We start from the raw sequence: 19,401 nt of genomic DNA on the forward strand, positions 1-19,401 counted from the left end.
GTCGCCGGCGAACTGCGCCCCGGTTTCCGCCCGGGTTGCTGTGCCACACTGGGTCGGAGTAGGTATCGAGGGAGTTTGTTATGACGCTGCGGGTGAAGGGGGCTGTGGCGGCCGCGCTGTGCGTCGCCGGATTAGCCGCCGGAATCAGTCTGGGCAGCGGCTCGGCGTGGGCCGATCCCGACCAGGCGCCGGTGGACCCGGCGGTCGTCGACGCACCACCGGTCGAAGTCCTCCCCGCCCCCGATCAGCCGCTTCCCCCGCCGGACTCGGCGGCCATGCCCGATCCCGGCATCCCGGCCGCCGATCCCGCCGTCTCGCCGTCGCTCGATCCGCTGGCCGCCCAGCAGGCCGCCGCGGCAGCAGGGCCGGTCAAGGGCCAGAACCCGCTGCCTTACACCGGTGACCCGGTGTTCGCCCCGCCGTCGTTCAATCCCGTCAACGGCGCGCTGGTCGGGGTGGCCAAGCCGATCATCATCAACTTCGCCCGCCCGATCGCCAACCGTCCGCTGGCCGAGTCGGCGATCCACATCTCCTCGGTCCCGCCGGTCCCCGGCGCCTTCTACTGGACCACCGACACCCAGGTGCGGTGGCGGCCCTACAGCTTCTGGCCGGCGAACACCGTCGTCAACATCGACGCGAGCGGCGCCAAGTCCAGCTTCCGGGTCGGCGACGCCCTGGTGGCCACCGTCGACGACAAGACCCACCAGATGACCGTGACGAAGAACGGCACGGTGCTGAAGACCTTCCCGGTCTCGATGGGCAAGCCTGACGGCAAGCACGAGACCAAGAACGGCACCTACTACGTGCTGGAGAAGTTCCCCGACATCATCATGGATTCGTCGACCTATGGTGTGCCCAACACCTCGCCGGAGGGCTACAAGCTCAAGGTGCAGTGGGCGGTGCGCATCGACAACAGCGGCGCCTTCGTCCATAGTGCCCCGTGGTCGGTGGCCGATCAGGGCAAGCGCAACGTCAGCCACGGCTGCATCAACCTGAGCCCCGACAACGCCAAGTGGTTCTACGACAACTTCGGCAGCGGAGACCCGATCGTGGTGAAGAACTCCGTCGGCACCTACAACAACCCCGACGGCGCCGACGACTGGCAGTGGCAGCTGGCCTAGCCGAAAGATTCGGTCTGGGCGGTCTGTTACTCAAAGGTTAAGCACAGCAACAGTGCCCACAATGGATTGGTGCCGCCAACCCCGTCGCCGCCGGTCGAGCCCACCCCCCTTCCGCAACTACCCGCGCCGGACTTGCACGAGTACGAGCACGGTGTCTCGTTGCTCGGCGGCTGGTTACCGCTGACGGTCGAGGTGGTGGTCGTACTCGCGCTCCTTGCGGTCATCGGCTGGCGCACCAGGCGCTGGCGGCTGCTGTGGCTGCCGGTATGTGTGGTGCTCGGCGCGCTCGGCGCGCTCGCCGCCCACGTCTTCGTCGACTCCGAAGGCCTGGCGTCTGATCCGGCGCCGTTCCGATTGTGGATCTGGACAGCCGTTTTCGTGGCCGCCGTGGCGGTGGCGGTGGTCGGTTGGCGGGGCAGTGCGTGGTGGCGCCGCGCCCTGTCCGTGGCGGTGATCCCGCTGACGGCGCTGTCGGCGCTGATGGCACTCAATCAGTGGGTGGGCTACTACCCGAGCGTGCAGACCGCGTGGGGCGCGCTGACGGCCGGTCCGCTACCCGACCAGGTCGACGCCGCCGACCTGCCCGGCCTGCGCAACACCGAGCAATCCACCGGCAAGCTGGTGGAAGTCGAAATACCTTCGGATGCAAGCGGTTTCAAGCACCGCAGCGAGTACGTGTACCTGCCGCCAGCGTGGTTCGCCGGGCCCACCCCGCCGCGGCTGCCGGTTGTCATGATGGTCGCCGGCGAGTTCAACACCCCGGCCGACTGGATCCGCACCGGCAACGCCAAGCCCATGGTCGACAGCTACGCGAAAAGCCATGGGGGACAGGCGCCGATCTTCGTGTTCGTCGATTCCGGCGGGAGTTTCAACAACGACACCGAATGCGTCAACGGTCCGCGGGGCAACGCTGCCGACCATCTGACCAAGGATGTCCGGCCTTACGTCGTAAAGAATTTCGGTGCCGCCGACCAGGCGGCGAACTGGGCGGTGGTCGGCTGGTCGATGGGCGGGACCTGCGCCGTCGACCTGACCGTCATGCATCCCGATCTGTTCAGCACCTTCGAGGACATCGCCGGCGACCACGGGCCGACGGCGGGCACCAAGGACCAGACCATCAGCCGGCTCTACGGCGGCGACGCCGCGGCCTGGGCCGCGTTCGACCCGCGCACGGTGATGATGCGGCATGGGCCCTATGTCGGTGTCGCGGGATGGTTCGAAGACACCGTGACACCCACCAACGGCGCCTCGCCCTACGGTGGCGGGCACCGGCCGCAGTCCGACGCACCGCTCGGATTCGGCGGGCACGACGAGTTCCGTGACTCCGACGAGGCCGGTGCGGCCGACGACCTGTGCTCCGTTGCCCACACCGTGAAGATCGACTGCTCGGTGCACCGCATCATCAGCTATCACACCTGGCAGTTCGCCGAGCGGGCGTTCTCCGACGCCCTGCCCTGGCTGGCCACCCGGATCAAGACGCCCGGCGCCACCGACAGCTAGGCCCGACGCAGGTCGGCCCCACCCACCGCGGCGGCGACCAGGCAGGCCAGCACGACCAGCCCGGCGAACCACGGGAACACCTCGGCCAGTGCCCATCGGATGGCCGCCGAAGCCGAGGCCGAACGTCGCGCCGAGCAGCGCCGCTGCGGCGGGTCTGCTGGGCTGCCAGCGACGGGACAGACTCAGCAGCACGCCCAGGACTGACCACGACGCCATTGCGCCGAGGGCGGCGAACCAGAAGTCGTCCCGGATCTCCGCCGCGGCCGGCATGGGTCTCGCGCAACGCCAGCAGGCCTACCCCGACGACGGCGCACACCACAACGACCACGGCGTAGGGGGTGCGCAGCGGGTGCGGGAACCGTGGGGTGACCGCCGGTGTCTGGGTCACCAGGTGCCGCGGTGGACCACCTCGGTGAAGGGCCGTCGGTTCGGCGTGCGGATCGGAGCGAGTGGGCGGTCGGCGGGATAGCCCAGCCCCAGTAGGTAGGCCACCTGATGGTCGGCGGGAACGCCGAGGACAGCCCGCGCTCGGTCCTGGTCGCCGACCGCCGAGTGGCCCGTGCCGATACCCAGGTCGGTCGCTGCGATCGCCATCGCCATCGTCGCCTGGCCGAGGTCATAGGCGTCCATCAGCTTGCTTCGCTCATCGGGCGGTTCGGGCAGGACCAGGGCGATCGCGGCCGGTGCCGAAGCGATGTGGCCGGCGCCCATCCATACCGTTGAAAGATCCTGCAGCACAGCATGATCGGTGACGACGACAAAGTCCCAGTGCTGATTGTTGCGGGCCGACGGGGAGCGCCGCCCAGCCTCGAGTATCCGGTCGACGTCGGCCTCGGGAAGCGGCTCGGCGGTGTAACTGCGCACGTTGCGTCGCGCGCGGATGGCATCCCAGGCCTCCATGGTTCTCCCTCGGGCTCCGGCGTCAGTTCCAGATCCGCACGCGGCGGTCTGGTTCCAGGTAGAGGGCGTCGTCCTGACCGACCTCGAAGGCTTCGTAGAACGCGTCGATGTTGCGGATCACCCCGTTGCAGCGGAACTCCGGCGGCGAGTGCGGATCGGTGGCAAGCCGCCGAAGGGCCTCGGCCGAACGGGATTTGGTGCGCCACACCTGAGCCCAGCCGATCAGCACGCGCTGCACACCGGTGAGGCCGTCGATCACCGGTGCCTGCTTGCCGCCCAGCGACAGTCGGTAGGCCAGCAGCGCGATGGACAGCCCGCCCAGGTCGCCGATGTTCTCACCGACGGTGAACGCGCCGTTCACATGGGCGTCACCGTCCAGCTCGCGCGGCACATAGGCGTCGTATTGCTCGATGAGTTGCTTTGTCCGAGCGCCGAACTCGGCGCGGTCTGCATCGGTCCACCAGTCGACCAGGTTGCCGTCGCCGTCGTACTTGGCGCCCTGGTCGTCGAAGCCGTGGCCGATCTCGTGGCCGATCACCGCGCCGATGCCGCCGTAGTTGGCCGCGTCGTCGGCGTCGGCGTCGAAGAACGGCGGCTGCAGGATGGCAGCCGGGAAGACGATCTCGTTCATCCCGGGGTTGTAGTAGGCGTTGACCGTCTGCGGCGTCATGAACCACTCGTCGCGGTCCACGGGGCCGCCGAGCTTGGCGATCTCCCGCTTGAACTCGGCTTGCGCACCGCGGATGACGTTGCCGTACAGGTCGTCCCGGTCGATCACCAGCTCCGAGTAGTCCCGCCACTTGGCCGGATAGCCGATCTTGGCGGTGAACTTGTCGAGCTTGGCCAACGCGCGCTGGCGGGTGGCCGGGGTCATCCACTCCAGGTCGTTGATGCTGACCCGGTAGGCCTCGCGCAGGTTGCCGACGAGCACGTCCATCCGGGCCTTGGCATCCGGTGGGAAGTGCCGCTCGACGTAGAGCCGCCCGACCGCGTCGCCCATCAGCCCTTCCACCAGCGATACCGCGCGCTTCCAGCGCTCCCGGATCTGCTCGGTGCCAGACAGGGTGCGGCCGTAGAAGTCGAAGTTCGCCTCGACCACCGCGTCGGTCAGGTAAGCGGCGCGGGCGTTGATCAGCCGCCAGCGGGCCCAGTCCTGCCAGTCGGCGAAGTCGGCGCCGGACCACAACTCGGCGAATGCCGTCAGGTAATCCGGCTGGCGCACAACCAGTTCCGACACCGTCTGAGGGGTGCTGCCCAGCGCGCCGATCCAGCCGGCCCAGTCGAAACCGGGTGCCTCGGCAGGCAGCTCGGCGAAGGCGCGCAGGTTATAGCTCAGGTCGGCGTCGCGGCGCTTGACGACATCCCAGTGCGCCGCGGCCATCCGGGCCTCCAGGGCCACGATCCGCCCGGCTCGCTCGGCGTGCTCGTCGGGTGTGCCCCCCAGCACCAGGGCGAACATCGCGGCGATGTGGCCCGGATAGGCCCCCAAGATGGCCGCGTGCTGCTCGTCGCGATAGTAGGACTCGTCGGGCAGGCCCAGGCCCGACTGGGTCAGATGCACGAGGTAGCGCGTGGAGTTCTTCGAGTCGGTGTCGATGTAGAGCCCGACACCGCCGCCCACCCCGGTGCTCTGCAGCGCGCCCAGCACCACGGCCAGGGCTGCCGGGTCCGCCGCGGCGTCGATGCGGGCCAGCTCGTCGACCAGCGGTTGCACACCGCGGCGCTCGACGGCGGCCTGATCCATGAAACTGGCGTAGAGATCGCCGATGCGCCGTTCGTCGCCGGAGTCGATCCCCGCGTCGCCGGACTGCGCCGCCCCGGTGATCAGCTCGCGCACCTGCTCTTCGGCCCGGTCGTAGAGCGTGCGGAACGCACCGTCGGTGGCCCGGTCGGCCGGGATCGCGTACTCGCGCAGCCAGCGGCCGTTGACGTAGCCGAACAGGTCGTCTTGCGGGCGAATATCGACCTCGACGTGGGAGAGGTCGAGGCCCGAACGCAGAGTTTCTACCGTCACCCAACCATCCTTACCAGAGCCGCGCGGCCCTCGTCGGCGACGGTGAGCGGCCATCGGTACCCGGCGGGTGGGCGGGCCCCAGTGGGCCGCCCGGTAACCTCGCTGCATGCCACAGACGGACGCCGACCGGGGCGAGAAGCCGGGGGCCGTGTTCTCCGGATACGGCGTCGGCTCGGCGGTCCTCGGTGTCGTCGCGGTGATCGCAGTGGTGCTGGGGTGGCTGATCTGGTCGTCGCACCGCTCGGCCACCGACGAGCGGGCCTACCAGACTCGCGCCATGTCCGCGGCTGCCGACTGGACCGGCGTGCTGATCAACATGAACGTCGACAACGTCGACACCAGCCTTGCCAAGCTGCACGACGGCACCGTCGGCGAGCTCAACTCCGATTTCGAGGCCGCCATCAAGCCCTACCGCGAGGTGGTCAGGACACTGCAGTCGCGGACCACCGGCCGCATCGAGGCGGTGGCCTTCGAGGCTGCTCACCACGATCTGGACCCGCCGTCCGGGCAACGGCCCCCCACTCCGCCGACGCTGGCCCCGGAGCTGGCCCGCCGCACCGACACGGTCCTGGTCATCGCCACCTCGGTCAGCGACAACTCCGGCGGCAAGCCGACGACGGTGCGCTGGAACCTGCGCCTGGGCGTCTCCGATGTGGACGGCAAGCTGCTGATCTCGCGGCTGGAGTCGTTGCGATGAGGAATCTGGCCCGGGTGCTGGCCTTCGACATCGCCGCGCCGCTGGCGGCCATCGCGGCGTTGCTGGCCATCGGCGTGGTGCTGGACTGGCCGCTGTGGTGGGTCTCGGTCGCCTCCATGCTGGGCCTGCTCATCGTGCAGGGCGTGATCGTCAACTTCGTTCTCTACCGCCGCGATTCGGTGACCGTGGGCACCGACGACGACGGACCCGGCCTGCGGCTGGCGGTGGCCGCGCTGGCCAGCGCGGCGCTAGCCGCCGCGGTCATCGTCGGTTACACCCGGTGGACCCAACCCGACCGCGACTTCACCCGCGACTCGGCCGAGGTGGTCGCCGTCGCCGCCGAGGTGGCGGAGGCCACCGCGACGTTCACCCCCGCCGCCCCGACCTCGTCGATCGACCGGGCGGCGTCCTTCATGGCACCCGACCGCGCCGACGCATTCAAGAACGAATTCGGCCGAGCCACTTCGGATTTGGCGAAGAAGAACATCACGGCGCAGGCGCAGACCATATCGGCCGGGCTGGAGGCGCTCGGCCCGTCGGCCGCCAGCGTCGCGGTGGTGATGCGCGGCACGCAGGCCCAGCCCGGTCAACAGCCCAGCGTCGCGGTGCTGGCACTGCGGGTCGGCCTGGCCAAGCAGGACGGCCGGTGGATGGTGCTCGAGATCGCGCCGATCAACGCCCGATGAGCCGGGCGTAGTCCACCTTCAGGCAGCGGTCCATCACGACCCGCACACCGGCTGCGCCGGCTTGCTCGGCGACCGCGGCGTGCCACAGCCCCTGTTGTAGCCACAAGCATCCCGGGTGGGGTGTCAGGGCGAGGGTGTCGGTCAGCACGGCGGGGAGATCGTCGCGGCGGCGAAAGACGTCCACCATGTCGGGCACTACCGGAAGCGCGGCCAGGCTGGGATAGACCGGTGCGCCGTCGATATCGTCGATGTTCGGGTTGACCGGGAACAGTTCGTAATGGCTGAACCGCGCGAGGTAGCGATACACGTCATAGCTGGGCCGGGCCGGATTGTTCGAAACACCTACCACCGCCACCGTGCGGGTCTCACGCAGAATCCGTTGCAGCTCAGCCGAATCCGGCGAACCCACGGCTCAGCTTCCGTTCCCACCGGCGGTGCGCTGGGCTCGCATCTTGGCGAACCGGTCGGAAAGCCGCCGCATCCGGATCATCAGCGAGGCCGGCGGGCTGACCGATCCGTCCAGGTAGCTGTCCAGATCGGCAGGGGCAACACCGATGCGGGAGGCGAACTCCTGCTCGCCGAGCCCGGAACGGTCCAGCAGCAGCCGTACGTGCCGGGCGGCCTCGGCGCGCTCGTTGGCCTCGAGGTGGTTGCGGGCCCGGATCAGGACTTCCGAGAGCGCCTTGGAGATGCCGTAGGGCTGTGAGTGTTCGAGCACCTCTTCGACCTGCCGAGCGGTGCGGCCGAAGGGGTCACGTTTGATGGCGACGACGATGCGCTGCCAAATGGTGATGTCTCCGGTTTCCAGCGCCGCGCGGATCGAGGCGGTCGGCCAGAACTCGACAGGACGCGTGTCACTGAATGTCTGGTCGCCCGATCCGGGTACGACGTCGCGACGTGGGTCCGCTGCCAACGTCACCTCGCCTCCTCCAGAATCGCCACCGCCACCGAAAGGCAACGCTGCCTGACCCTCTCCCAATCGGCCGATCCCTGCGTTCCAGCCCATCGGTCGTCATCGTCGTCGACCTCGGACGGATTGGGATCGGCGAGCCGGCGCACCAGCTGGGTCGCCACCCATTGTCGCCTAGGTTGTCCAGAACTGTAATACCGGTCTATCCCGGCGAGTACCAACGCAGCGGCCTCGATATCCATCGCATCCACCAGGTCGGCGAACTCGGCGTAGTCCGACCTGGTGTTGCGGCACATGATCAGGTAGGCCTGCATCCGCAGCGTCTCGGCGCAGGTCGGAATCTGCAGACGGTCACCGGTCGGCAGCTGCACGTTGGTGGTCTCCACCGGGCTGAGCCGTTCGACGCCTGCGTGAACGTCGTCGTCTCGGGTGGCCAGCGCGTCCAGTGCGATCGTCAGCCGACCGCGCCACATCGTCACGGGGTGGATCGGCCGCGGCGTCGTCCTGGCGCTGCGGTAGGCCCGCAACCGCCGGCGTTCGACGGTCTGGGTGCCGCCGGCCGAGATCCGCTGCGGTCCCTGGGTGGTGGCGTCGTCGCTGCCCTTGACGTTGCCGGCAAGTTCGCCGCAGCCGGTGAAAGCCAGCGGGTCGGCCACGCTGACCGCGTCGGGGGCCAGATCCTTCAGCCGTGCCGCGCCCTTGACGACCATCCGCAGATCCGCGGTCGGTGGCACTAGCGCCGAGATGTCGTCGGGGATCACCACCAGGTCGCCCAGGTCCACCTTGGGCAGCGGCTTCTCGAAGTCGACCGACGGCAGGACACGCGCCAGCCAGGCCGGCAGCCACCAGTTCCACTGGTCGAACATCGCCATCAGGGCCGGCACCAACACCAGCCGGACGACCGTCGCGTCGACAGCGATCGCCACCGCGCAGGCCACCCCGAGCTCGGCGACCAGCGGCATACCGGCGAAGGCAAAGCCGGTGAACACCGCGATCATGATCAGCGCGGCGCTGGTGATGGTGCGGGCGCTGGTCGCCACCCCGTAGGCGACCGCGTCGCGGGTGTCACCGGCCTGTAGGTAGCGCTCCCGGATCCGGGTGAGCAGAAAGATTTCGTAGTCCATCGACAGGCCGAAGGTCATCGCCAGCACCAGCGGCGGGATGGTGCTGTCGATCGACGTGATGGGCGCGATCCCGAGCCCCTCCAGCCAGCCCCACTGGAAGACCATCACCAGACTGCCGTAGGCGGCAGCGACGGACAGCACTGTCATCAGCACGCCCTTGAACGCCAGGAACACCGAACGCACCGAGATCAGCAGCATGACGAAGGCGATCAGCGCGACGAAGACGAACACCAGCGGCTGGGTCTGTCCGACGCGGTCGTCGAAATCCTTGATCAGCGCGGTCGGGCCGCCGACATCGACCTGCGCGCCGGCGGCCGCCGGCAGCTTGGACAGGTTCGCGCGCATCCAGTCGATGGTGTTGCGCGCCCCGATGTCCTCGGGATCCACCGAGAGCACTGCCGAGATCAGCGCGGTGTTGTTGTCGTTGCCGAACGCCGGCTTGGACACCGTGACGATGTTGGGCGCCTTCGACATCTCGGCGCTGATCGCGTCCAGGGCGGGTGCGTTCTTCGGCTCCGACGCACCACCGCCGGGGAACGTCACCAACACGCGGACCGGTCCCAGCGCCCCGGGGCCCAGCGCCTCGGCGGCCGCGGCGACACCACCACGGATTTCGTGGGAGGACGGGAACTGTCGTTGCATGCTGTTGCCGAGGACCATCGAGAATGCGGGCGCGGCCATCAACAGCAGCACCGTCGTCGCGCCCAGCGCCGACAGCCAGGGCCGGCGCATGACCTCACCGACCCAACGCGTCCAGAACCTGGACTGGGTGGCCTCGCCGCGCCGCGACCACTGCAGCAGCGGCGAGCGCTTAGCCACCGGCCGGCCGAACCTGGCCAGCACTGCCGGCGTCAACGTCGTCGACGTCAGGACGGCGATGGCCACCGCGAGGATCGCGCCGGTGGCCATCGACCGCAGCACCGGGGTGTTGATCAGGTAGATGCCGGTCAGCGACGCGATCACCGTCAGGCCGGACAGCAACACCGCCAGACCCGAGGTGGCCATCGCGGCGTCGACCGCCTGCTGGGGGTCGCGCCCGGCGCGCAACTCCTCACGGAACCGCATGAGGATGAACAACGAATAATCCACCGCGAGCGCGATGCCGAACATCGACACCGTCGACGTCACGAACACCGACATCGCGGTGACCGTCGACAACAGATAGACCACGCCCATGGTGACCACGACCGTGCACAGCCCCAGCACGAGCGGCACGGTGGCAGCGGCCAGCGAGCCGAACACCGCGAGCAGCACGATCAGGACGATCGGAAGGTTCCAGCGCTCGGCCTCGGCGATGTCGTGTTTGGTGCTCGTCTGGGCCGCCGCGCCGAGCGCACCCTGGCCGATCACGTAGAGCCGCACCCGGCCGTTCTCGATCTGGCCGGGCTGGTCGCCCTGCACACCGATCTTCTGCCGCAGCTGACGGGCCACGTCCACCGCGCCGCTGTTGTTGAAGTCCAGTCGCAGCGACACCACATAAGGTCGGTCAGGAGCCGGCGCGGGCTGCGCGTCGTTGGGTACCACCACCACACTCGGGACCTGCTTGGCCGCCTGCTCCAGCTGAGCGACAGCGGTGTTCATGTCCTGATAGCTGGCGTCCGCGCGCGGAGCCGCGACCAGCGCCAGCGGTGAGGCGCCCTGTTCGGGAAAATGATCTTCGAGCTGGTACTGCACGTGCAGCGACTGGGAGCCGGCCACGTCGAAGCCGCCACCGGTGAGGTGGTCGGACTGGGTGAGGGCCAAATAGACGGCCGGCACGAGGGCCAGCAGCCAGACCAGGAAGACCAGCCAGCGGAATCTGCGCAGGTTGCTGCTCAGACGCATCATGAACTGCTGGATGGCGATCTCCCCGCATTCTCCCCGGATTGCGTGGCTGCGAGCGTACCGCAGAAGCCTAAGCGGCGACCTGTCGCGACCGGCGTCTTAGCGCGATCGAGACCATCGCAACTGGCGCGATTCACCCGTCGGCGCCACCGGGTGCGGGCCGCCGGCCGGAGGTCGCACAAGTGGCAGCGGCACCGTCGTCGATGGCAGGATGTGCAGCGGCTATCTACCGGGTCGGGGACCGAAGCCGTGCCGCAGCGACGCTGTCGCGCAGCGCTGTGAGCGAACCTGGAGGAAACCCCATGTCCTGGCCCACGTTGTCGACCGCAGCCGGTGTGCGCCGCGCGCTGTGCGGTGTGCTCGCCGTCACCGCCGCCGGAGGTGCCGCGGCGCTCGCCCCGACGCCGTCGACGGCCGTCGCCGCTCCCGATCCATGCGCGGCGAGCCAGATCGCCAAGACCATCGGCACCGTCGCCACCAACACCGGCACCTATCTGGACGCGCATCCGCAGACCAACCAGGCGTTGACGACGATCTCCCAGCAGCAGGCCGGCCCGCAGTCGGTGGCCGCGCTCAAAACCTATTTCGACGCCAACCCCCAGGCGGGCAAGGATCTGCAGGCGATACAACTGCCGCTGGCCGGCCTGTCCACCCAGTGCAAGCTTCCGGTGAGCCTGCCGCAGCTGTTGGGTCTGCTGCAGTCCGCGCAATCCGGCGGGTTGCCCACGACCGCGGGCGCGGCACCGGGCGTCGCCGCCGCGCAGCAGGTTGCCGGCAGCCAGGTGCCCGTCGGTAGCGGTCCGTTGCCTGGGCCGGGCACCTACAGCACCCGTTGATCCCGGCCGCCAGGGATGGCCGTGCTGGGGCCTGACCAGCTGCTTCGGAACATTCTTACGATTGGTTAAGCTCAAGGCGCGAAAGTCCGCGGCAATTCTGCTTAGCTTTCCCCTGTCAGTAATGGTTATTGACCTGGCTTCTCCCTACGCTTAAGGAGTCCGAGCATGTTGCTTAATGCCCGTCAGGCCCGTCGCGCGGTCGTCGGAGCGATCGGCACGGGCGCTGTCGCCGGCGCGATCCTGGTTGGTGCGGCCCCTGTCGCTCTGGCCGATCCGCCGCCGAACTGCACCGCCGCCGACCTCGCCGGGGTGGCCGCAGGTGTGTCCGCCGCGACATCGGCGTATCTGTTCACGCACCCGGACGTCAACGCATTCTTCACCGGTCTGGAAGGTGCGCCCCGTGACACCATCCGCACCGAGGTGAAGCAGTACCTGGACTACAACCCGTCGGTGAAGGCGGATCTGCAGGGCATCCGGCAGCCGCTGGTCGACCTGAAGAACCGCTGCGGCGGTAGCCCCGATCTGCCGCCGTCCTAAGCCCCGGTGCGGGTAGGACAGCAGCCCGCGCAGGAAGGCGCTGGCCGCACCGTCCTGATGGTCGACGACGACCCGGACGTCCGGACATCTGTCGCACGCGGTTTGCGGCATTCCGGGTTCGACGTCCGGGTGGCGGCGACCGGTAAGGAAGCGCTGCGGCTGTTGGCGACGGAGAACCACGACGCTCTCGTTCTCGACGTCCAGATGCCCGAGCTCGACGGTGTGGCGGTGGTGACCGCCCTGCGCGCGCTGGGCAACGACATTCCGATCTGCGTGCTCTCGGCCCGCGATACGGTCAACGACCGTATCGCCGGGCTGGAAGCCGGGGCCGATGATTATCTGACCAAGCCGTTCGACTTGGGTGAACTGGTGGCGCGTTTGCACGCCCTGCTGCGCCGGGCGGTGCACTCGCACGAGGGTTCCGACGCGGTCAGCATCGGACCGCTCACCATCGACACCGCGCGCCGGCTGGTCTTTGTCAATGGCGACCGGGTGGAGCTGACCAAGCGGGAGTTCGACCTGCTGGCGGTGCTGGCCGAGAACTCCGGTGTGGTGCTGTCCCGGCAGCGCCTCCTGGAGTTGGTGTGGGGCTACGACTTCGACGTGGACACCAACGTCGCCGATGTGTTCATCAGCTATCTGCGGCGCAAACTGGAGCGCGAAGGTGTGCCGCGGGTCATCCACACCGTGCGCGGGATCGGCTACGTGTTGCGGGCGGAGCCGTGAGCCGGTCGTGAGCTGGCCCGGCCGGAGCCTGTCGCTACGCGTGCGCGTCGCGGTGGCCGCCGCACTGGCGGCCGCCATCGTCGTGGCCCTGCTGGCGGGTCTGACCTCGATCGTGCTGGCGAATAACGACGACGCGCAACTGGATCGGCGGCTCGACTCGATCGTCGACGCCAGCATGTATCCCGAGCAGCTGCAGGATCCCGGCCGCGGAGTGCTGACCACCGGGCGGTCGCGTTCCACCGGCCAGGTCGTCTTCCAGCGCGGCTTCCAGCTGCCACCGCTGCCTCCCGGCACCGCCACCGTCACCGTCAACGGCCGTGACTACCGGGTGCGCACGGTGCCCGTCGACCAGTCCGGTGGGATTCTCATGTCCATCGGCATCCGCGCCGACAGCATCCTGCTCAGCCGCGCCCGCATCCCGCTGTACGTATTGATCGTCTGCCTCGCTGTTCTGGTGGCGGCCGGGTTGGGCTGGATATTGGCCGGACCGGCCATCCGGCCGCTGCTGCGGCTCACTGAGCAGACCCGGAGCCTGGGCACCGGAACCAACCGGATGGAACCGGTGCACGGAGCCAGGGAAGCCGAGGACCTGTCCGAGGCGATGGCCGAAATGCTGCGCCGGCTGGCCGACGCGCAGGCCGCGACCACCAATTCCCTTCAGACAGCACAGGATTTCGCGGCCAACGCCGCCCACGAACTGCGCACCCCGCTGACCGCGATGCGCGCCGACCTCGACACCCTGCGCATCCACGACCTGCCGGCCGACGAACGCGCCGAAGTGGTCGCCGACCTGTCGCGGGCGCAGCGCAGGGTGGAAGCCATCATCACCGCGCTCGGCCAGTTAGCCTCCGGGCAGCTGGCCCGCAGCGAGGACCGGGAGCCGATCGACGTCGCCGAGATGCTCGACCGGGTGGCACGGGAGAACATGCGCTCGGGGACGGTGGAGATCATCGTGGAGTCCGACGAGGCCGGCACGGTGTGGGGATGGCCCGCCGGTCTACGGCTGGCGGTCGACAACCTGGTCCGCAACGCGATCACCCACGGAGCCGCGACCCGCATCATGCTGACCGCTCGGCGCAGCGAGCCCGTGCTGAGCATCACCGTCGACGACAACGGCCGCGGGTTACCTGCCGACGAGCACCGAAAGGTGTTGGGCCGCTTCTCGCGTGGCAGTACGGCAACGCCCGGCGGTTCGGGTCTGGGGCTCGCGCTGGTGGCGCAGCAGGCGGCGCTGCACGGCGGTGAGATCGAACTGTGCGACGGGCCGTTGGGCGGATTGCGGGCCGTGCTCACAGTGTCGACGACGTTCGATACTGTCGCCAATGGTGTTGGTGCGCAACCCTAACCGCGCTTGCGGACCGCCGCCGCGATGCCGCGCCAGCCGAGCAGCAATGCGGCGGTGACCAACGAGGCGACGACGATGAAGCTGACCGCCACTCCTTGGGAGCTGACCTTGCGCAACACCATTCCGGCCACGACGGTCGCCACCCACACGGTGACGCCGGTCGGGACCAAGGCGCTCGGTGCGCGCCAGCCGCGGGAGATCAGCCACCCGAGCAGCGCGCCGGACAGGAACGGCCAGGCAGTCTCGGCGACGCCGGCCAGCGTGACTCCCTCGGCGTGACTGCGACGACCGATCGCGCAGAACACCAGGACGCAAGCGATGTCACCGGCCAGTGCCAGCAACGCGGACCGGGTCTCGGTACGAACAGCCATGCTGGGATCCAATCACAGCGGGCTCAGGTCCGGCCGTCGTCCTCCGGTGCTGGGCATGGCGGTGGCACCGGTCCCTGCAGCGCCGTGTCGACGGGGTCTATCGTGCCGGCGCCGGAGCCGGTCAGCTCTTCGACGACAGCGTCTGGGTCGAGGGCGCCCTCGGTGCGGAACATGAAGAAGAACACCACCCAGCCGATCGCGGAGATGAAGATCCAGCTGACCAGGCGGTAGATCAACATCGCCGAGATCGCGTCGGGTAGCGACATGCCGCTGGAGACCAGGCCGGGCACCAGCACCGCCTCCACCACCAGCAGCCCACCGGGCATCAGCGGGATCGAGCCGACCGCGCGGGCGGCGGCGTAGGCGACGGTCAGCCCGGCCAGGGACGGCTTGCCGCCCGCGGCGTAGGCGGCGAACGCCAGACAGGCCACGTCGGTCACCCAGTTGAAGAACGACCAGCTGAACGCCACACCGAGTTCGCGCCGGTTGAGGCTGACCGACTCCAGCTGACGCAGCGTCTCACGCCACCGCTGCAGGCCCATCTCCGGCGGCTTGCCCCGGGTCGAGTTGACCCAGCCCAACACCTTGACACCGATACCGTCGATCAGTTCGGGACGGGTGGCCACCGCCTGGGCGAGTAGCAGCAGAGCGACGAAGCCGCCGAGGGTGAACAGCAGTGAGAACGGATTGTTCTTGGCGCCCAACAGAAATGCGCCACCGAGGCCGAGCAGCGCCAGACCCACCACCTGCAGCGCGCCCGACATGACCAACTGCCAGGACGCGACAACCGGCGAGGCGCCCCAGCTGCGCTGCTGGCGGTAGACGAAGGTGGCCGAGAGCACCGGGCCGCCGGGCATCGTGGTACTCAGGGCGTTGCCGGCGTAGAACGCGGCCTCCGAGCGCCACTGGTGGACGACCACGCCCGCCGAACGAAGCAGGGTGCGCTGGATTTGGGCGAAGCTGTGCATGGACAGCATGGCGGCAGCGACAGCGGCCAGCACCCACCACACGTTGGCCGTCACCAGACTCAGCCAGGCTTTGGCCAGCTGATCCCAGACCAGGGTGGCCTCGATGGCGAGCACCGCGAACGCGACGGAGAGCAGAGCCCAGCGGACCCACCAGTACTTCCCGCGTGACGGGGGTCCGTGTTCCTCGCGGGCGGCGTCGACCGGCGCGTCGTGGGACACGCCGTTCAGGGTAACGGTGCACGACATCCCGCGACGGCGTCCGTCGCGGGATGTCGGGCGTGCGTTTGGGTCGACTAGGACTAGGTGGTCGTCGTCGGGGTCTTCGCCCACACTGTGGTCAGGTCGTACCCCGAGGCCTGCCAACCGGACAGGAAGGCTCCGATCGGGATGGCCTTGGCCTTGCCGACAGACACGCCGTGGTCGGTCATGGAGCTGTCGTTGACGTAGACCACGCTGTGCACCATGTCGACCTCGGTGACGGTTACGGCGTGGTCGGACTTGTAGATGGTGTCTTTGCCCGGCGTGGGCGTGAAATCGGTCACCGCGGTCCATACGGTGGCGACGGGGTAGGACACCATGACTGATTTGCCCTCGGCCAGCGCGAACTGCAAGGCGGCGAGCGCGTCTTCGCCTCCCTGCTGGGTTTGGTCGAAGTTGGTCGTCGCCACGTTCACGTTGAACTTGTCCTTCATCAGCGCGATCGCGTCTTCGAGCCCGATGGCTTCCTCGGTGTTCTCGTTGAGGTACATCTTGTCGCCGGGGCGTTCCACGCTGTCGGTCGCTTTGGCCAAGTCGACCCAGATCTGTTCGGCATTCGCCGGTGGCTCCTCACCGAGCGCCTGGTATGTCGCCGAGGCGGCCGCCTGCAGTTGGCAGTTGGAGTAGCTCTGACTCACCCAATACGCGCTGGCCGTTTGGGCGTCGCCGTAGATTCCGGTGCCCGACACGATCACGTCGACCGGTTCCGCGTAGGTGTCCGGTTTGGCCGAGCCGATCATGATGGCCAGCGTGTGCAGCACGTGCTGCACGACGCCCGCGATTCCGGGCAGCTTAGCCTGGGTTCCGTTGTTGACGGCGACAGTGAACGAGTCCTTGACACCGGGTTCGATCAACACGTCCTTCGGCGTGTAAATAAACGTGCCGGGTTCATCCCCTGCGACGACGGTGCCGTACTCCGGCTGCTTCGTGATGGTGTAGGTCACGTCGTAGCCGTTGTTGCTGTAACCGTTTGCGACGACCGTGATCTGTTTCGACGGTCCATCCTGGCCGCCGACGGCGAAGGTCAGACTCGGTTCCCGGTTGAAGAAGAGGTAGGCGATTTGGCGCCCGATCTCCTCCAGCACGGCTTGCGGAGACGTCGGCAAGGCATACGCGCGCGCGGCGGTTGCGGATGCGACGGCGTTGGTCGTGGAGCCGTTTTGGCCACGCTGGCCGTCTTCGCCGGGCTGGCCGTCTTTGGCGTCGCCCGGTCCCCCGGCGCCGCCATCGCCGAAGTCCCCGCCCAGGCCGGCGCGGGCGCCGTTGCTGCCGTTGCCGCCGTTGCCACCGTTGCCGCCGTCGCCGCCGTTGCCGGGATTGGTAAGACTGCCGCCGCCCGCTCCTCCGGCGCTGCCTGAGCCGCCGGTGCCGCCAGCACCGCCGACGCCGCCGTTGCCGCCGAGCCCGCCGTTGCCGCCGTCGCCGCCGGCTCCGCCCCGGTTCGTGCCGGCGGAAGCGTCGCCGCCGTAGCCGCCGGCTCCGCCGGCTCCGCCGCTGGCCCCGAGTCCGCCGACTGCGCCGGAGCCACCGTTGCCGCCCCTGCCGCCGTTGCCACCCGCGGTCAGGTCAAGCGAGCTGAGTCCGTTGCCGCCGTCGCCGCCCTTGCCGCCGTTTCCACCCCGCCCGCTTACGCCGTCCTTGCCGTTGGCGGAGAACAAGAACAGGACTCGGCCGGTGCCACCGGCGCCGCCAACTGCCCCACCGGCGCCGCCGCTGCCGCCATTGCCGCCATTGCCGCCGTTGAGGGCCTCTCCCACGTCACTGGGCCCGTATGAATAGCCGGTACCTCCTTGCCCGCCGTTTCCGCCCGGCCCGCCGGCGCCGCCGCTGCCGCCGGCACCGATGATCACACTGCCGTTGCCGCCCCGGCCGCCCTTGCCGCCGATCCCACCGGACGAGCCGTCGGTGCCGTCGACGCTGTAGTTCGGGTTCTTGCTCGGGTCCGCACCGTTGATGCCTTCATAGCCCTCCTGGCCGATCCCGCCGTCGCCGCCGTCCCCGCCTGCGCCGAAGATCGACAAGATGCCGACATTGCCGCCATTGCCGCCGGTGCCGCCGCCTGCGCCACCGTCACCACCGTGGCCGCCGCTGCCGGCCCACAGCCCACCTCGGCCGCCGTTGCCACCGTCACCGCCCACATCGATGGTGTTTTGGGTCTTCTGGGGGCTATCGCCGCCGGCACCGCCATCACCACCGAGGGCGAACGGCGAGAACAGGCCGCCGTTGCCGCCATCGCCACCGCGGCCACCAAAGCTGGCCGCCCCGCCGGCCCCGCCGGCCCCGCCGCCGGCACCATTGCCGACGGTGCTCCAGATCGCGAAGATCCCGGTGTCACCGCCGGCGCCGCCCGCGCCGCCGGTCAGTCCGTGCTCGATCGCCGATCCGCCATTGCCGCCGTCGCCGCCGTCACCGAGGAACAGACCTCCGGTGCCGCCACGGCCGCCGTTGCCACCGTTGTACTCACCGGTCGAGGTGCCGCCATCGCCACCGCCGCCACCATTACCGGCCAGGCCGGCCGAGCCGCCCCTGCCACCGGCCGAGCCGGCCACCACCGTCGCGCCCGCACCGCCGTTACCACCGTTGCCGGCGATCAGGCCACCCCGTCCGCCGTTGCCGCCGGCACCGTTGTTGACCGCCGCCACACCGGATCCACCGGCTCCGCCGTCACCGAACCAGCCCGCATAGCCGCCGTTGCCGCCGTTGAATCCGCTTCCGCCGTTGCCGAAGACGCCGGCATTGCCGCCATTGCACGCCTTGCCCGCCGCGCAGGTGTCCTCAGTCCAGGAGTAGCCGTTGCCGACGAGCAACCCGGCATTGGGGTGAGCGGCCGTGCCGTCGCCGACGAAAATGCGAAGGATGCTCTCGGGCGTCGGGGGAGCGAACGACGTGAGCTTCGCAGTGGTGGTGACCGCTGCTGCCACCGGGGTGGGCGTCGTGATCGTCGTATCGGTAGCGGCGGCCAGGGTTACGGTTGAGGACTTCTTTTTGGAAGTAGCTGCTGTCGTCGTGGCCGTTGTACCTACGGTGGTCGCAGCACTGGCCGAAGCGGAGCTGGGGGTCGACGATGGCGTCCGCTTACCCTTCTTCGTCGACGTCGAATGCCCGGTGGCCCGCGACGGCCCACTGGCCGAGGAACTGCTCGACGCCGACGGGCCCTTGGCTGTGCCGGTACCGGTGGTGTCGGCGGACGCGGCAGGCATCGAAGCGAGTGCAGCGCCGATGCCCAACGCAACCGCTGATGCGCCCAGCCAGGTCAATGCATGCGAATTATGAAGGGCACCAATGCCATACTCGACGCGGCTCAACCTCATACCGGTTCGGTCGGTGTCGCCGGGACTGGCGGTTTCGCCATACTGGGCGCGTCGACGGACGGTTTTTGACACAGCAGTAGCCATGAACCCACTCCCCCCGCTAGGGATCGAAATTGAATCAGATGCGAGCGATCAGGGACCCGTCTCCAACCGCCAAAACGGACTATAAGTCGAGTTATCGGCGTCGTCTATGGGAGTCGTTGTTTCGGCTCGGCAAATTCAAATTTTCTTGTCCGACTCTTTGCCGACAGTGCACTCCGACAGGGGAATGGC

General features: G+C 68.8%; 17 protein-coding genes and 1 pseudogene. 9 read left to right on the plus strand and 9 right to left on the minus strand.

The window, feature by feature from the left end:
* Nucleotides 1-80: 80 nt before the first annotated feature.
* On the plus strand, nt 81-1,121 hold the full coding sequence (locus tag ACXDF8_RS13840; RefSeq protein ID WP_457223838.1) for a L,D-transpeptidase: 1,041 nt from the start codon (nt 81-83) through the stop codon (nt 1,119-1,121).
* Between the two features lie 66 nt (nt 1,122-1,187).
* Nucleotides 1,188-2,621, plus strand: a complete 1,434-nt coding sequence (locus tag ACXDF8_RS13845) for an alpha/beta hydrolase (RefSeq protein ID WP_457223839.1) — start codon at nt 1,188-1,190, stop codon at nt 2,619-2,621.
* Here the strand turns inward: ACXDF8_RS13845 and ACXDF8_RS13850 are convergent.
* The 3 genes and pseudogenes from ACXDF8_RS13850 to ACXDF8_RS13860 all read right to left on the minus strand — a co-directional run.
* Nucleotides 2,618-2,976, minus strand: a pseudogene (locus tag ACXDF8_RS13850) (MFS transporter); the annotation flags it as partial. The gene ACXDF8_RS13845 and the pseudogene ACXDF8_RS13850 overlap by 4 nt on opposite strands.
* A 29-nt stretch (nt 2,977-3,005) precedes the next feature.
* Nucleotides 3,006-3,521, minus strand: a complete 516-nt coding sequence (locus ACXDF8_RS13855; protein WP_457223840.1) for a nitroreductase family protein — start codon at nt 3,519-3,521, stop codon at nt 3,006-3,008.
* Nucleotides 3,522-3,543: 22 nt separating this feature from the next.
* Entirely contained in the window at nt 3,544-5,535 is a 1,992-nt protein-coding gene (locus tag ACXDF8_RS13860; RefSeq protein ID WP_457223841.1) for a M13 family metallopeptidase, read from the minus strand.
* 106 nt (nt 5,536-5,641) lie between these two features.
* Between ACXDF8_RS13860 and ACXDF8_RS13865 the strand changes: the two genes are divergently transcribed.
* Nucleotides 5,642-6,232 (plus strand): YfgM family protein, encoded by a 591-nt coding sequence (locus tag ACXDF8_RS13865; protein ID WP_457223842.1) that lies wholly within the window; start codon nt 5,642-5,644, stop codon nt 6,230-6,232.
* On the plus strand, nt 6,229-6,918 hold the full coding sequence (locus ACXDF8_RS13870; protein WP_457223843.1) for a hypothetical protein: 690 nt from the start codon (nt 6,229-6,231) through the stop codon (nt 6,916-6,918). Before ACXDF8_RS13865 ends, ACXDF8_RS13870 begins: the two co-directional genes overlap by 4 nt.
* Here the strand turns inward: ACXDF8_RS13870 and ACXDF8_RS13875 are convergent.
* The 3 genes from ACXDF8_RS13875 to ACXDF8_RS13885 are packed head-to-tail and all read right to left on the minus strand — an operon-like array spanning nt 6,905 to nt 10,779.
* Complete coding sequence (locus ACXDF8_RS13875; protein ID WP_457223844.1) at nt 6,905-7,327, minus strand: CoA-binding protein; 423 nt, start codon at nt 7,325-7,327, stop codon at nt 6,905-6,907. The genes ACXDF8_RS13870 and ACXDF8_RS13875 overlap by 14 nt on opposite strands.
* A gap of 3 nt (nt 7,328-7,330) precedes the next feature.
* The gene (locus ACXDF8_RS13880) at nt 7,331-7,837 is read right to left on the minus strand and encodes an XRE family transcriptional regulator (protein WP_457223845.1); all 507 of its coding nucleotides are present in this window, start codon (nt 7,835-7,837) and stop codon (nt 7,331-7,333) included.
* The gene (locus tag ACXDF8_RS13885) at nt 7,834-10,779 is read right to left on the minus strand and encodes an MMPL family transporter (protein WP_457223846.1); all 2,946 of its coding nucleotides are present in this window, start codon (nt 10,777-10,779) and stop codon (nt 7,834-7,836) included. The genes ACXDF8_RS13880 and ACXDF8_RS13885 overlap by 4 nt, the downstream gene beginning before the upstream one ends.
* Before the next feature lie 299 nt (nt 10,780-11,078).
* Between ACXDF8_RS13885 and ACXDF8_RS13890 the strand changes: the two genes are divergently transcribed.
* The 4 genes from ACXDF8_RS13890 (at nt 11,079) to ACXDF8_RS13905 (ending at nt 14,220) form a co-directional block, all read left to right on the plus strand.
* Nucleotides 11,079-11,612, plus strand: coding sequence for a hemophore (locus tag ACXDF8_RS13890; RefSeq protein WP_457223847.1), 534 nt, complete (start codon nt 11,079-11,081; stop codon nt 11,610-11,612).
* Nucleotides 11,613-11,777: 165 nt separating this feature from the next.
* Complete coding sequence (locus ACXDF8_RS13895) at nt 11,778-12,149, plus strand: heme-binding protein (RefSeq protein ID WP_457223848.1); 372 nt, start codon at nt 11,778-11,780, stop codon at nt 12,147-12,149.
* A 57-nt stretch (nt 12,150-12,206) separates the two neighbouring features.
* On the plus strand, nt 12,207-12,875 hold the full coding sequence (locus ACXDF8_RS13900) for a response regulator transcription factor (protein WP_457223963.1): 669 nt from the start codon (nt 12,207-12,209) through the stop codon (nt 12,873-12,875).
* A 7-nt stretch (nt 12,876-12,882) separates the two neighbouring features.
* A complete protein-coding gene (locus tag ACXDF8_RS13905) occupies nt 12,883-14,220 on the plus strand; it encodes a sensor histidine kinase (RefSeq protein WP_457223849.1) in 1,338 nt (445 codons plus the stop codon).
* Here ACXDF8_RS13905 and ACXDF8_RS13910 read toward each other — a convergent pair.
* From ACXDF8_RS13910 to ACXDF8_RS13920, 3 genes are all read right to left on the minus strand, one after another.
* Nucleotides 14,217-14,591, minus strand: a complete 375-nt coding sequence (locus tag ACXDF8_RS13910; protein ID WP_457223850.1) for a DUF3054 domain-containing protein — start codon at nt 14,589-14,591, stop codon at nt 14,217-14,219. The two genes, ACXDF8_RS13905 and ACXDF8_RS13910, sit on opposite strands and share 4 nt — an antisense overlap.
* 23 nt (nt 14,592-14,614) lie before the next feature.
* Nucleotides 14,615-15,778, minus strand: a complete 1,164-nt coding sequence (locus ACXDF8_RS13915; protein ID WP_457223851.1) for a lysylphosphatidylglycerol synthase transmembrane domain-containing protein — start codon at nt 15,776-15,778, stop codon at nt 14,615-14,617.
* Between the two features lie 80 nt (nt 15,779-15,858).
* Entirely contained in the window at nt 15,859-18,738 is a 2,880-nt protein-coding gene (locus ACXDF8_RS13920) for a hypothetical protein (RefSeq protein ID WP_457223852.1), read from the minus strand.
* On the opposite strand from ACXDF8_RS13920, the gene ACXDF8_RS13925 reads away from it, so the two are divergent.
* Nucleotides 18,704-19,090, plus strand: a complete 387-nt coding sequence (locus ACXDF8_RS13925; protein ID WP_457223853.1) for a hypothetical protein — start codon at nt 18,704-18,706, stop codon at nt 19,088-19,090. The two genes, ACXDF8_RS13920 and ACXDF8_RS13925, sit on opposite strands and share 35 nt — an antisense overlap.
* Nucleotides 19,091-19,401 lie beyond the last annotated feature (311 nt).

The organism is Mycolicibacterium sp. CBM1 (assembly GCF_054073305.1).

Coding starts and splice junctions, on each gene's coding strand:
- ACXDF8_RS13840 (WP_457223838.1), top strand. CDS start 81: ATGACGCTGCGGGTGAAGGGGGCTGTGGCGGCCGCGCTGTGCGTCGCC.
- ACXDF8_RS13855 (WP_457223840.1), bottom strand. CDS start 3,521: ATGGAGGCCTGGGATGCCATCCGCGCGCGACGCAACGTGCGCAGTTAC.
- ACXDF8_RS13865 (WP_457223842.1), top strand. CDS start 5,642: ATGCCACAGACGGACGCCGACCGGGGCGAGAAGCCGGGGGCCGTGTTC.
- ACXDF8_RS13870 (WP_457223843.1), top strand. CDS start 6,229: ATGAGGAATCTGGCCCGGGTGCTGGCCTTCGACATCGCCGCGCCGCTG.
- ACXDF8_RS13885 (WP_457223846.1), bottom strand. CDS start 10,779: ATGATGCGTCTGAGCAGCAACCTGCGCAGATTCCGCTGGCTGGTCTTC.
- ACXDF8_RS13890 (WP_457223847.1), top strand. CDS start 11,079: ATGTCCTGGCCCACGTTGTCGACCGCAGCCGGTGTGCGCCGCGCGCTG.
- ACXDF8_RS13895 (WP_457223848.1), top strand. CDS start 11,778: ATGTTGCTTAATGCCCGTCAGGCCCGTCGCGCGGTCGTCGGAGCGATC.
- ACXDF8_RS13900 (WP_457223963.1), top strand. CDS start 12,207: ATGGTCGACGACGACCCGGACGTCCGGACATCTGTCGCACGCGGTTTG.
- ACXDF8_RS13910 (WP_457223850.1), bottom strand. CDS start 14,591: ATGGCTGTTCGTACCGAGACCCGGTCCGCGTTGCTGGCACTGGCCGGT.